The following is a 12527-nucleotide window of genomic DNA, read 5'->3' as shown; positions in this document are numbered from 1 at the left end:
TCGACCACCAGAGTCATGTTCGTGCTTTCGGCAGGCCGTGGTGACAGGGGAGGCATGCCCGGCGAGGGCCTGGGCGGTGGCCAGGTCGAAGCCGGCGTTCAGGTAGCGCCAGGGGACGCCGCCCACTCATGTCCCAGGGGCCTCTGCGGGAAGCTTGGTCTCGTCGTCGGTCTTGGCCGCGTTCAGGTTCGCCCCGGTCAGGTTCGCCTCCGTCAGGTCCGCGCCCTTGAGGTTCGCCCCCTTCAGGTCCGCACCCGTCAGATCCGCACCCTTGAGGTTCGCCCCCTTCAGGTCCGCCCCGCGTAGGATCGCCTTGCGCAGATTCGCTTTGCGCAGGTCCGCCCCGCTCAGGCTCGCCCCGCGCAGGTTCACGCCGCGCAGGTCCGCCCCGCGCAGGTCTGCGTTGAACAGGTCCACCCCGCTGAGATCCGCCCAGCTCAGGTCCGCCCTCCTCAGGTTGGCCTCGTACAGATCGGCCCCGCTCAGGACTGCGCGGTTCAGGTTCGCCTCGCTGAGGTCCGTCATGAACAGGACCGCGTGCGGCAAGTCTGCGCTGTTCAGATATGCCCCGTGCAGGTCGGCGCCGGACAGGTCCGCGTGATCCAGGTTGGCCCCGCTCAGGTAAGCCCCACGTAGGTCTGCCCGGGTCAGGACGGCGATGCCGAGGTTCAGGCCGCTCAGATCTGCGCCTGGTACACGGATGCTCGCCAAGTTACAGCTGCAGACCCAGTCGTGCCCGAGCTCGGTGTTCGGCGCATCGTAGACGCTGCCGAGCACGGTCAGGGCCATCTGCACGTCGGTCTCCGGCTGCCCGAGCAGCCGGGCCTTTGACATCGAATCGTGCTCGCGCACATACGCGGCCATGGCATCGACCGTCGTCACACGGTCTCGTTGAGAATCCCGCGCCAGGCGCTGCAGCGTGTGGATCGCGGCCAGGCGGACCTCGATCTTCTCGGAACCGAGCTGCTCCATGGCTTGGGTGTACCTGTTGGTGATCTGCCCTTCCTGCGAAGTTTCCGTGGACCTGGTGGTGTAGGCCATGCTGCCTGCGGCCAGCAGCAACCCGAGGGTGACGCCCCAGGTGCTCATCCGCTGAAGAAGCGTCCCTCGTTCGGCGATGAGCGCGTCGAAGGATCCCTCAGGCGGGTGGGCCTCGATCTCCTCCGGCGTAGGCGGCCGCAGGCCGGGGCGGCGACGCAGTTTGCTTGCGAACCAGCAACTGACGCCGACCAGGAGGCTTGCGGCCGCGAGGATGGTGAGCGCCACGGGAGGGAGATCCTCTGTGGAGTACGGCGGCACCATATAGGCGGGAAGCTGCTCCAGGACCGGCCGCCACCAGGTGGTGTCGGGTGCGCCGCCGAGCAGGTGGAAGGTCACGGTGGCGATGACGGTGATGACGACCCCGCTGATCGACCAGATCAGGGCCCGCCGCAGACGCGCTTGCCGTGTTGTCACAACAACCATTCGACCTGAAGGTGGGTGCGGAATATAGGCCTTTCGACGGAACTGTCACTTCGGTGACTCGTCGGGTGTCGGGGTCTGTGAGCAGGCGTGAAGACGGCCGAATACCGGCGGCCCGACCGAGTCCGGCCCGTACCTATGTCCGAGGGTCAGGAGTGTCCTGAAGATCTTGGCGCTCCCTTGAGACGGGGATTCAGAATCTGGTCATGATGGGCCGTCGGAGGGTTCCGGCCGAGCCTGAAGTGTGGGTCGTGTGCCGGGAGTGATCCCGGTTGGGAGCGTGCTCGCGTTCCTGGCCGAACATCGCGGGTGTTGTTCCCGCCGGAAGTCCCTCGCGGACATGTACGCGCTGGTCAACGGGCGCCGGTCGGTGCCGCCGGATCTGCTGGCAACGATGGTGGTGCTGCCAGCGCTGCACGGGGCCGCCACGATCGTCGCGGCGCACTGCCGCGCCCACGATAACGCCGATCCGGGCAAGCCGAAGATCGCCGGCCAAGACGTGGAGCCCGCCGACGGCTCCGACGGACGCTGTCGGATCGCCCGCCCGCCGCACCCCACCGGACCGGATCATCTCCACCATCGCCCCGACCGGACGCCGCCGGCAGCGCGACGACGGCTACAAGGCCCACCTGCCCGTCTCTGCCGTCGCATGGATCGTACGCGGACACGGGGGTGCGGCGAGTGAGCATGCGGCGTCGCCGGCGGTCAGCCGCGCCGGTGCCGCGGCAGCAGCAAGCTGACCACCGCGACGGCCAGGCCGAGCCCGGCCGCCATGAGGAAGACCAGGTCGTAGCCGGCGGCGAGGGCGGCGGCCGGGGAACTCCCGCCAACCTCCATCGCGGCTCTGGTGCCGGCCGCCGACGTGAGCACCGCCAGGCCTACCGACCCGCCTACCTGGCTGGCGGTGTTGGCCAGGCCGCCAACGGTCCCCGCATCGCCCTCGGGAACGTCGGCGGTCGCCGCGGCCATGAGGGTGGGGAAGGTCAACCCGATGCCGACCGCGATGAGCAGCGTAGGCCCGAGCACGCTGGTGACGTAGCCGCTGTCGGCGTGTGCCTGGGCGAGCCAGCCGAAACCGGCCAGGAAACAGCTGCAGCCGGCCAGCACCAGAGGGCGCACACCGGTTCGCGGCAGGAGGGCGGCGGCCAAGCGCGCGATCACCACGAACGTCACCGCCGCTGGTGTCTGCCCGAGCCCTGCTTGAAGCGCGCTGTAGCCGAGTACGTTCTGCAGGAATAGCGACGTGAAGTACCACATCGCGATGGCAATCCCTCCGAACAGCAACAGCATGCCGTTGCCGACGGCCACCCCCCGGGTTCTGAACAGCCGCAGGGGGATCATCGGCTGAGTGGCGAAACGCGCCTCCACCACGGTGAAGACGACGAGCAGGAGCAGGCCCGCCACGGCTGGCCCGACGACCAGCACGGACGTCCAGCTATGATCGGCGCTCTGCATGACCCCGTAGATCAGTGCGGCCAGCCCGGCCGTCCCCGTGACCGCGCCAGTGAGGTCGAGCGATTCCCTCCGGCCGGTTCGCGTTCCGGCCAGCGACATCATGGCCACTGCGATCAGCACCGCGCCGATCGGCACGTTGATGAGGAAGACCCACCTCCACGACAGGCCAGTTGTCATGGCACCGCCCACGACCGCGCCGGCCATCCCGCCCACACCGCCCGAGGCAGACCATGCGCCGAACGCACGGGCACGCGCGCTCTGTTCGGTGAAGCAGGTGTTGATCACGGCCAGCGTCGCCGGGGCCAGCATGGCGGCTCCCATGCCCTGCGCGACGCGGGCCGCCACCAGGACCTCCGGAGCGGTCGCCAGGCCGCCGGCCAGACTCGAGGCGGAGAACAAGAACAGCCCGGCGGTCAACATCCGCCGATGCCCGAACAGGTCAGCGGCGCGGCCACCGAGCAGCATGAAGCCGGCGAAGGTAAGCAGGTAGCCGTTCACCACCCAGGGCAGGCCGGTGGCTGTGAAGCCGAGTTCCCGGCGGATCGATGGTAGGGCGACGTTAACGATGGACGCGTCCAGGATCACCATGAACTGGCTGGTACACGCCAGCGCCATGATCATCCAGACGGGACCGGCTTGCGGCCTGGCCCGCCGAGTTGCGGTGTTGGTGCTTGTCATGACTTCTCCCTTACCGACCCGCCGCTCACGCGGTCTGGGAGGTTGTTCCGGCCCTGGTTCCGCGGGCGTCCCCGTCGCCCGCGGCGGCATCGGTGACGTTGCTGCCCCCGAGCAGCCGGATCGTGATCTGAGCCAGCCGCCGTCCCTGGTACCTGGCCGCTTCGAGCGCCGCGGCACCGGTGTCCTCTCCGGTGGGCGCACTGGTTACAAGCGACGTGCCGTAGGGGTTGCCGCCGGCGGCGTACACGACCGGATCGGTGAATCCGGGTGGGACGATCAACGACCCCCAGTGGTAGAAGACATTGCCCAGCGACAAGATCGTGGCCTCGCTGCCGCCGTGCCGGTTGAACGCCGAGGTGAAGGCCGTCACCGGTTTGTCGGCCAGTCTCCCTTCCTGCCACAACCCGCCGGCCTGGTCGATGAACTGCTTGAGCTGCGCGGCTGGCGCACCGAACCGGGTAGGCGTCCCGAACGCGAACGCGTCGGCCCACGCCAGGTCCTCAACCGAGGCCTGGGGGATCGACGCGGCGGCGTCGGCGTGCCGCCTCCACAGCGGGTTCTGGGCAATCGCGCTGTCGGGCGCCAGCTCGGCGACCCGCCGCAGCCGCACCTCGGCTCCGGCCGAGGCGGCGCCCTCGGCGACGGCCTGCGCGAGTGAGTGCACATTGCCTGTCGCGCTGTAGTAGATGACTGCGACCTTCACGGTCATGTCGGCTCCCTCGATGTTGCCTGGAATTAGTTATGCGGATAATGTTATGCACATAACCAACCTGTCAAGGAGAGCCCGTGGACTTCGAGCAAGCCGACGCCCTCAACCAGGCCATCCGCCTCCTGAGCCTGCGCCACCGAGCCAGGGCCGCGGCGCTGCTGGCCCCGCTCGGCCTGCACCCCGGGCAGGAGGCGCTCCTGCTCGAACTCGCCCGGACCGGCCCGATGATCCAGGCCCAGCTCAGCGAGGCGCTCGGCTGCGAGCCCCCCAGCGTCACGCTCATGACCCGCAAGCTCGAAGCCACCGGCCACATCCGCCGCGGACCCGCCCCCTCCGACAAGCGCGCCAGCATCGTCGAACTCACAGACAGCGGCAAAGCTCTAGCCGACCAGGTCAAGCAGCTATGGTGCGCTCTGGCGGAGGAAACCGTGACCGGCCTGCCCGCCCAGACCGTGGCAGAACTACCCGGCATCCTCAACACTCTGACCGGCAACGTCGACACCAGACGCCCCCGCCACCCACACGGCCGCCGGCACGCTCTGGTCGCGGAATCGCGACGGGCCGGGCACGTCGATCAGGGCAAGGCGTTGACCGGTGATTACGAACCGAGCGCGTCGGGGTGGGTCCGCGAGCACGTCGAGCAGATCGTGCGCACCGGCACGACCGACGGCGTCACGATGAGTGGCCTGCCCACCGTGCTGATGACCTACCGGGGCGCCAAGACCGGCAAGGTACGCAAGACGCCGCTGATGCGTGTCGAGCACGAGGGGCGCTACGCGGCTGTCGCGTCCACGGGTGGCGCGCCGACCAACCCTCAGTGGTACGCCAGCCTGGTCGCCGAACCGGCCATCGAGCTTCAGGACGGCGTGGTGACCCGGGAGTACCGGGCGCGCGAGGTGTTCGGGGACGAGAAGGCCCTCTGGTGGCGCCGGGCGGTGGACGCGTACCCGGACTATGCCGACTACCAGCGCAAGACCGACCGTCAGATCCCGGTCTTCGTGCTCGAACCGGCCGGTGACGGCACCGAGGGCTAGTGTTGTGAGTCGCTGACCTGCTTCCGCAGTCTAGCTTCGTCAACGATTGTCACGTGTTCGCGCTGCCGACTCTGACCCGGTCGAGGCCGTCGAGCAGCGCGTTCAGGGCGAGCTCGAAGCGCTCGCGATGGTCCTGGGGGCTGCCCAGCCCGGCCGCCATCGCCTCCGCGAGCACCGGATAGTCGGCCAGGTCCAGATCCGGGTTGTCGGTGCTGCCCGGTCCGGCCTCCGCCAGCACGTGCCCGACGACGAACGTCGACACGGCGTTGATCACGTGCAGCGCTTGCGTGGGCGTGAATCCGGCCTCCTTGAGCGCCGCCGCGGCCGACTCGACAGTGCGCAGGCCTCCTGGGGTGGCGACAGGCCTGGTGGCCACCACCGGCATGAGCGCGGGATGCCTGAGCAACTCCACCCTGAACGACTCCGCGAACGCCTTGGCCCACGCCCGCCACTCGCCGACCGGCCGGACGGTGACGCGCGAGACCACCAGCTCGACCAGGCCGTCGAGAGCCGCGTCCTTGTTCGGCACGTAGTAGTAGAGCGTTATTGCCTCGACACCCACCTCCTTGCCGAGCTTGCGCATGGACAGCGCCGCCACACCCTCCCGGTCAGCCAGCGCCGCCTCCAGCACCCGTTCTCTTGACAGCGCGGATAGGTGCCGGTTCCAGGTAGCGGCGGCCGCAGTGTTCCAGTGATCCATCACTGCGGCGTAGTGCTCAGGCCGCAGGGCGGCGACCGGATGGTGCGGACCGGTGGCCGCGGTCAGCCGGATGAGGGTCTCGGCGTAGCCGGCGCGGGTGGTGGCCGCAGTAAGGGAGTCGAGGAAGCGCTCGACTGCGGCCGTGACCGTCACGCCTCGGTCGCAGGGTCCGGCTGGCTGGGGAACGCCACGGTGGGCATGGAGCCGCCTCCTGAAAGGCGATGTGACACATAATGTACATTCTGTGTCACATGTATCACTCCGCTGTTCCTCCTGCGGGGGATGCATCCTCGGATCCCGTGAAAACTACGACGAGCTCCAGCCCGCCGCCCGGGTTGGGGTTCGCTTGCACGTCGGCCCCGTGAGCCTTCGCGATCGCTGCGACGATCGACAATCCGAGCCCGGCACCCTGTCCAGGGGTCGTGTGGAGCCGTCGGAAGGGCTTGAAGAGGTCGCCGAAACGTTCCTGGGGCACGTGCGGGCCGGTGTTACGGACCGTCAACACTCCGCGGGAGAGCGTTACCTCAACGGTTCCGCCGGGGTGGTTGTAGCGGACCGCGTTGTCGAGGAGGTTGGTGACGAGCCGGTTCAGCAGGACAAGGTCCCCATCAATGACGAACGGCTCCACCCGCCCCGTCACGGTGACGCCGTCCGAAGCTGTTTCCGCCAGGACGAGCCGTACCGCCTGGTCCAGGGCCACCGGTCTCCGATTGTCCAGGCCGTGTTCGGCCTGAGCCAGGACCAGCAGGGCGTCGATGAGGTTCTCCGCGCGGCGGTTGTGGCGCAGGAGCGTGCCACGGATCTCGCCGACGTCCTCGGGGAGCCCGATTTCGATCGCCGCCCGCTGGACGGCCAGCGGGGTCCGCAACTCATGGGAGGCGTTGGCGATGAACCGCCGCTGCCCCTCGACGGAGCGTTCGAGCCGGTCGAGCATCACGTCGAAGGTGTCGGCCAGTTCCTTCAGCTCGTCCTTCGGCCCGGCCAGCGCGATCCGTTCGTGCAGCGTCGACAGGGACAGTCGCTGCGCGGCGGCGGTGATCCGATGGATGGGCCGCAGGATCCGCCCGGCGACCAGCCATCCGACGGCCAACGAGACCAGCGTCAAGATCCCCACCGTGAAGGTGGTCATCTCCCACTGGTAGCCGATCACGTCGTTCACCAGCTCGGGTAGCTGCGGCCGCAGCGGCCGATCACCCGGTGCCACCGCTCCCCCGGGTAGCCGGGCGACCCGCGTCTTCAGCGCCTGGCGCAGCAGGAGGTTGACCGTGACCAGCAACACGACCGAGGTCAGCAGAAACAGTCCGGAGTAGATCAAAGTGAGCCGGACCCGGATCGTCGTCACAGCAGGTATCCCGCGCCCGGAACGGTCTGAATGCACGGTGGGTCCCCCAGCTTGGCCCGTAGGCGGCTGATCAGGACCCGCACCACCGTAGTGAACGGATCGGCGTTCTCGTCCCACGCCTCTTCCAGCAGCCGTTCGGAGCTCACGACCGCGCCGTCCGCCCTCATCAGCACCTCCAGGACGGCGAACTCCTTGAGTGACAGGTGCAGGTGCCGCCCGTCCCGCGAGGCTTGCAGCCGGTGGGGGTCGAGCACGATCCCGTGCCGCGTCAGCACCGGTGGTACCTGCGACTGGCTGCGCCGCCCCAGCGCCTGCACTCGTGCGACCAGCTCGGTGTAGTCGAACGGTTTGGGCAGGTAGTCGTCGGCCCCCATCCCGAGACCTGCGACTCGCTCCGGCACCGACGCCGCCGCCGTCAACATCAGGATCCGCGTACGGCTCCCGCGTGCCACCAGCTCACGACACACGAGGTCGCCGTGCATCTCGGGCAGGTCCCGATCCAGCACGAGAACGTCGTAGTCGTGCACCGCCAACCGTTCCACCGCGGTGGCCCCGTCGTACACCACGTCGACGGCCATGGCATGGCGGCGCAATCCCACCGCCACGAGATCGGCCAGGTCGCGTTCGTCTTCGGCCACCAGAATGCGCACCCGACATTCATACGCGAACCGGGGTTGCCATGGCGTTAACGGATCCGTTCACGACCGTGTAACCCGCCCCAGGTCATGCTGCCGGCCATGATCAGAGCCCTCTGCGCGGCCGTCCTGGTGGCGGCTTGCTCCATGTCCGCATCCGCGTCAGCATCGGCCACGACATCCCAGCCGGCGTCCCCATCGGCCACCCGAGGCGGGGGCTGCACCACTAGCACGGCGCAACCGCCGCAATCGGCACCGCCGACATCGGTGAACACGCTCCGGCAGGCGTACTTCTGCGTGCTGGACAACTACTACAGCGGCCCGGTCATGGATCCGAAGGCGCTGCTGCAGAGCGCCTTCGCCGCCTATACCCAGAACCTGATGCGGCGTGGCGCAGACCGGGCCGACCTCAGGCTGCCCGCCCTGAGCGGGAACCGCGACACCGACTGGGCGGCCTTCGCGAAAGTCCTCGGCAGGGGCGACCCCGCCGCCCTGCGCGCCGCGGTCATCGGCATGGCCGCCGGACTGCACGACAACCACGCCCGCTGGGTCCGGCAGGACCCGTCGCAGGACGAGCCGACCGGCACGGGCATCGCGGGCGTGTCGGCCGAGTACGGCCCGCAGCTCGACCCCGCGGCCCGGCCGCCGCTGTTCATCACCCGGGTCCTGCCCGGCAGCCCCGCCGCCAAGGCCGATATCAGGCCAGGGGACATCGTGGTCAAGGCCAACGGCGTGCCGGCGTTCATCGGCGACACCGTGAACCAGAGCCTCGTCCAGGCCGTCACCGCCCCCGGCACCGTAAGGCTCACGCTCAAGCGGCCCACAACAGGACGGACCCGCACCGTCGAGCTCACCGAGGGCCCCATCACGCGGCAGCCCCCGGCGGTGACGTCGAAGACGCTCGCCGACGGCGTCACCTACGTCCAACTGCCCCGATTCTACGAAGGCGCCGCCGACCAGGTCATCGCCAAGCTGCGGGACACACCGAAGGTCGTGGTCCTCGATCTGCGCGGCAACGGCGGCGGGTCACCTCGCGAGGTCACACGGCTGCTCGGCGCATTCGCGCACGGCAAGGTCACCAGCTACTTCTGCCCGCTCAAGGGCGAGTGCGTGCCCAACCGGACCGACGACAACGTCCCACTGCTCGGCTCGCGCCTGATCGTCCTCACCGACCGCGGGTGCGCCTCGGCCTGCGAGGACTTCAGCGCGGCGGTCAAGGACAACGGCCTGGGCACCCTCATCGGGACCCGCACCGCCGGGGCCGTCTCCGGCCCCAGCGAGGCATACCTCCTCGACGACGGCAGCGCCATGCTCCTGCCCAAGCTCCGGCACCTCGGGCCCGCCCGCGAAATCATCGACACGATCGGCGTGCCGGTCGACCACTACGCACCCATGACCGCCCTCGACCTGGCCACCGGGCGCGACCCAGGTGTGGCCAAGGCGCTGGCGCTTCTTTGACGCGCCTGCTGCAGCGGCCGGGCCGGCCGCCTCTCTCACCGTCGCCGACACCCCGCGCCCCGCACGGCCGAGCCGGACCCGCCCGACCGCAGCGCTGTCGGCGGAGGGCATCGTCCTCCCGCTTGAGGCGGACCTGCGCCGGCTCAAGACCCGTAAGCAGAACCGGACCCATCGGAAGGAGTGGATCGTGAGCAATGCCGTCGGCACGCCCGTACTGAGCGCCCGCGGGCTGCGGAAGGAGCATGGCAAAGGGGAAGGATTGGTGCGCGCCGTCGACGGCGTCGATCTCGACGTCAGCACGGGAGAGACGGTGGCGATCATGGGGCCCAGCGGCTGCGGTAAGTCGACGCTGTTGCACCTGCTCGGCGGGCTGGATCGGCCCTCGGCCGGCGAGGTGTCGCTGAACGGCCGGCGCATCGACGACATCGGCGAGAAGGCGCTGGCCCGGATGCGGCGGACCGAGGTCAGCTACGTCTTCCAGTCTTTCCACCTGATGGAGGAGCTCACCGCCGTCGAGAACGTCGAACTGGCGGCGCTGCTGGCCGGACGCTTGCCGCGGATCGCACGGCGGCGCGCGGAGGAGTTGCTGGATCAGCTCGGGCTCGCCGACCGGGCGCGGTTCCTGCCCTCCGCGCTGTCGGGCGGCCAGCGGCAGCGGATCGCGGTCGCCCGGGCGCTGTGCAACGAGCCGCTGGTCGTCCTCGCCGACGAACCGACCGGAAACCTGGACAGCGCCGCCACCTTGGACGTCCTCCAACTCTTCAAGGACCTGCACGAGTCCGGGCAGACGCTGGTCATTGTCACCCACGACGCGCGGATCGCGGCCACCGCGGACCGGAAGTTCTCGATGCGCGACGGCGCGTTCGTGGACGAGACCTGGCTGACCGGCGGCACCACCGGGCAGCCAGGCGCGCTCGTCGGGCTGGAGGATTGACCGGAATGGGCCGCATCCTTCTCGTGATCCGTCTCGCCCTGCGAGACCTCCGGCGTCGCCGTACCGAGGCCGCGCTTCTGCTGATCGCCATCCTGGCCGCCACCACGACGCTGACGCTCGGGCTCGTCCTGCGCGACGCGGCCGGCGACCCGTACCAGAGCACCCGGGCGGCGACCAAGGGACCCGACGTGGTAGCCAACGCCAACCTCGCCGGCCTCGCTGAGCTCGGGAAACTGACCACCGCCTCCGGCGTCACCGAGTACAGCGGACCGTACCCCGTCGTCGCGGGAAAGCTCGAGTCGTCCAGCCGGACATCGGACGTCCAGGCCATGGGGCGCGACGCCACCATCGCGGCGGTCGATCAGCCCGAGGTGACGCAAGGCAAGTGGGTGAGCGACGGCGGCGTGGTGCTCGAGGCCGCCTTCGCCGACTCGCTCGATGTGGGCGTCGGTGACTCGGTCGCCCTGGGCGGTAGGTCGTTCAAGGTCGTCGGCGTCGCGGTCACCGCCGCAATGCCGCCCTATCCCGGGGCGTCCTGCATCGTCTCCGCCGGCTGTATCAACGGCGCCATCCCCGACGACCGGGACCTGCCGGCGGGGTTGCTGCACAATCCCGGGCTGGTCTGGCTCACCCAGGCGGACGTGCGGAGCCTCGCCTCGGGCCGAAGCTCCCTGTCCTATGTGATGAACCTGAAGCTGGCCGACCCGGACAAAGTGCAGGCATTCGTCGACCGGACCGGCGGCGATCATGGCGGCACCATGCCGATGCAGACCTGGCAGAGCATCCTCGCCGACGCCACCGACCTGGCCAAAGACTCCCAGATCCTGCTGCTCATCGGCGCCTGGCTGCTCGGCCTGCTCGCCGTGGCCAGTCTCTCGGTGCTGGTCGGCGGCCGGATGGCCGACCAGCACCGACGCGTCGGACTCCTCAAGGCAGTCGGCGGCACTCCGAGTCTGGTCGCTGCCGTGCTGCTCGCGGAGTATCTCCTTGTGGCCGTCGTCGCGGCCGCGGCCGGGCTGACGATCGGAGCGCTGACCGCTCCGTTGCTCACCGAGTCCAGTGCCGGCCTCGTCGGCAGCGCGGGGACGGCGTCGTTGACCTGGTCCACGATCGGTCTGGTGACCGCCGTGGCACTCGGCGTCACCGTGGTGGCGACCGCTGTTCCGGCCGTGCGCGGCGCCCGCGCCAGTACCGTCAGCGCGCTGGCCGACGCGGCACGCCCACCTCGCCGCACCGGTTGGTTGATCACTTCCTCGGCGCGACTGTCCGTCCCGCTGCTGCTCGCTCTGCGGGTCGCCGCCCGCCGCCCGCGACGGGTGGTGCTGGGCGTGGTCAGCATCGCGGTCACGGTCAGCGGCATCTACGTCCTCCTGGTGCTCAACGCCTTCCTCGCCGACCAGCCAGGCACCGGCGCGTACACCGGAGCTCAGGTGGCGGTGCTGCGGCACGTGCTCCTGGTCTGGACGGTCATCCTGCTCACCCTGGCGGCGGTCAACGCCATCGTCATCACCTGGGCGACGGTGCTGGACAACCGGCATGCGTCGGCGCTGGCACGCGCCCTCGGCGCCACCCCGCGGGAAGTGACCGTCGCCTTGGCGACCGCGCAGGTGCTGCCCGCGCTCCTCGGCGCCGTCATGGGTGTCATCCCGGGAGGCTTCCTGCTGTTCGTCGCCATCAACACGATCACCGGCGGCGACAGCGACAAGGCCACGCTTCCCGCGCCCTGGCAGCTGATCGCCCTGGTGCTGGCAATCGTGCTCGTGATGGCGGCGCTCACCTCTGTTCCCGCCCACCTTGGCGGCCACCGTTCCGTGACCGCGACTCTCTGAGCCGATCACCACGGCAAGCCTGGTGATGCCGCGTGGATGCCTTGGGTGTCGGCGTGGATGGTATCGGGCTGGACGTCGGAGGCGTTCTTCAGCAGGCCCTCGATGATGTAGACCGCCTCCCACACCCCGCACGGGATGAAGTGGCTGAACAGGGCGACGTAGGTGTTGGAGATATGCCGGTAGGCGATGCCTCCGTAGCCTCCGTACCGGATGGACGTTTCCGCGAGGAGGTTGTTCTCCCACGTGTCGATCTGGGAGCCGTCTGCGGCGACGGTCTTCCCTTTCGGCCAGT

10 protein-coding genes and 2 pseudogenes are annotated in these 12527 nt (G+C 69.4%); 5 read left to right on the top strand and 7 right to left on the bottom strand.

The annotated features are described in order from the left end of the window. Positions 1 to 126: 126 nt before the first annotated feature. Positions 127 to 1266, bottom strand: a complete 1140-nt coding sequence (locus ACQPWU_RS28935; RefSeq protein WP_433444873.1) for a pentapeptide repeat-containing protein — start codon at positions 1264 to 1266, stop codon at positions 127 to 129. A gap of 613 nt (positions 1267 to 1879) precedes the next feature. Between ACQPWU_RS28935 and ACQPWU_RS28930 the strand changes: the two are divergent. Beyond that, positions 1880 to 2099 (top strand): annotated as a pseudogene (locus ACQPWU_RS28930) (hypothetical protein); the annotation flags it as partial. A gap of 67 nt (positions 2100 to 2166) precedes the next feature. On the opposite strand, the gene ACQPWU_RS28925 reads toward ACQPWU_RS28930, so the two are convergent. Further along, positions 2167 to 3594 (bottom strand): MFS transporter, encoded by a 1428-nt coding sequence (locus ACQPWU_RS28925; RefSeq protein ID WP_433444872.1) that lies wholly within the window; start codon positions 3592 to 3594, stop codon positions 2167 to 2169. Between the two features lie 25 nt (positions 3595 to 3619). Next, on the bottom strand, positions 3620 to 4303 hold the full coding sequence (wrbA, locus tag ACQPWU_RS28920; RefSeq protein ID WP_433444871.1) for an NAD(P)H:quinone oxidoreductase: 684 nt from the start codon (positions 4301 to 4303) through the stop codon (positions 3620 to 3622). A gap of 77 nt (positions 4304 to 4380) precedes the next feature. On the opposite strand from wrbA, the gene ACQPWU_RS28915 reads away from it, so the two are divergent. Beyond that, entirely contained in the window at positions 4381 to 5337 is a 957-nt protein-coding gene (locus tag ACQPWU_RS28915) for a nitroreductase/quinone reductase family protein (RefSeq protein ID WP_433444870.1), read from the top strand. A gap of 49 nt (positions 5338 to 5386) precedes the next feature. Here ACQPWU_RS28915 and ACQPWU_RS28910 read toward each other — a convergent pair whose 3' ends face one another. The 3 genes from ACQPWU_RS28910 to ACQPWU_RS28900 all read right to left on the bottom strand — a co-directional run bounded on the left by ACQPWU_RS28910 (position 5387) and on the right by ACQPWU_RS28900 (position 8029). After that, positions 5387 to 6190 carry a TetR/AcrR family transcriptional regulator C-terminal domain-containing protein gene (locus tag ACQPWU_RS28910; RefSeq protein ID WP_433444869.1) on the bottom strand — a complete coding sequence of 268 codons (804 nt, stop codon included), beginning with the start codon at positions 6188 to 6190 and terminating at the stop codon, positions 5387 to 5389. 103 nt (positions 6191 to 6293) lie between these two features. Then, a complete protein-coding gene (locus ACQPWU_RS28905; protein ID WP_433444868.1) occupies positions 6294 to 7379 on the bottom strand; it encodes a HAMP domain-containing sensor histidine kinase in 1086 nt (361 codons plus the stop codon). Beyond that, complete coding sequence (locus ACQPWU_RS28900; protein WP_433444866.1) at positions 7376 to 8029, bottom strand: response regulator transcription factor; 654 nt, start codon at positions 8027 to 8029, stop codon at positions 7376 to 7378. Before ACQPWU_RS28900 ends, ACQPWU_RS28905 begins: the two co-directional genes overlap by 4 nt. A 252-nt stretch (positions 8030 to 8281) precedes the next feature. On the opposite strand from ACQPWU_RS28900, the gene ACQPWU_RS28895 reads away from it, so the two are divergent. The 3 genes from ACQPWU_RS28895 (at position 8282) to ACQPWU_RS28885 (ending at position 12235) form a co-directional block, all read left to right on the top strand. Beyond that, complete coding sequence (locus ACQPWU_RS28895) at positions 8282 to 9472, top strand: S41 family peptidase (protein WP_433444865.1); 1191 nt, start codon at positions 8282 to 8284, stop codon at positions 9470 to 9472. 187 nt (positions 9473 to 9659) lie between these two features. Then, complete coding sequence (locus tag ACQPWU_RS28890; RefSeq protein ID WP_433444863.1) at positions 9660 to 10406, top strand: ABC transporter ATP-binding protein; 747 nt, start codon at positions 9660 to 9662, stop codon at positions 10404 to 10406. A 5-nt stretch (positions 10407 to 10411) separates the two neighbouring features. Continuing rightward, entirely contained in the window at positions 10412 to 12235 is a 1824-nt protein-coding gene (locus ACQPWU_RS28885; RefSeq protein WP_433444862.1) for an FtsX-like permease family protein, read from the top strand. A gap of 38 nt (positions 12236 to 12273) precedes the next feature. Here ACQPWU_RS28885 and ACQPWU_RS28880 read toward each other — a convergent pair. After that, a pseudogene (locus ACQPWU_RS28880) lies at positions 12274 to 12525 on the bottom strand (Tn3 family transposase); the annotation flags it as partial. Between the last annotated feature and the right edge of the window lie 2 nt (positions 12526 to 12527).

This window comes from Nonomuraea sp. CA-141351, assembly GCF_050944675.1.
GTDB lineage: Bacteria > Actinomycetota > Actinomycetes > Streptosporangiales > Streptosporangiaceae > Nonomuraea.
The sequence above is the reverse complement of the archived record's forward strand: the minus strand, read 5'-3'. Positions and strand labels throughout refer to the sequence as shown.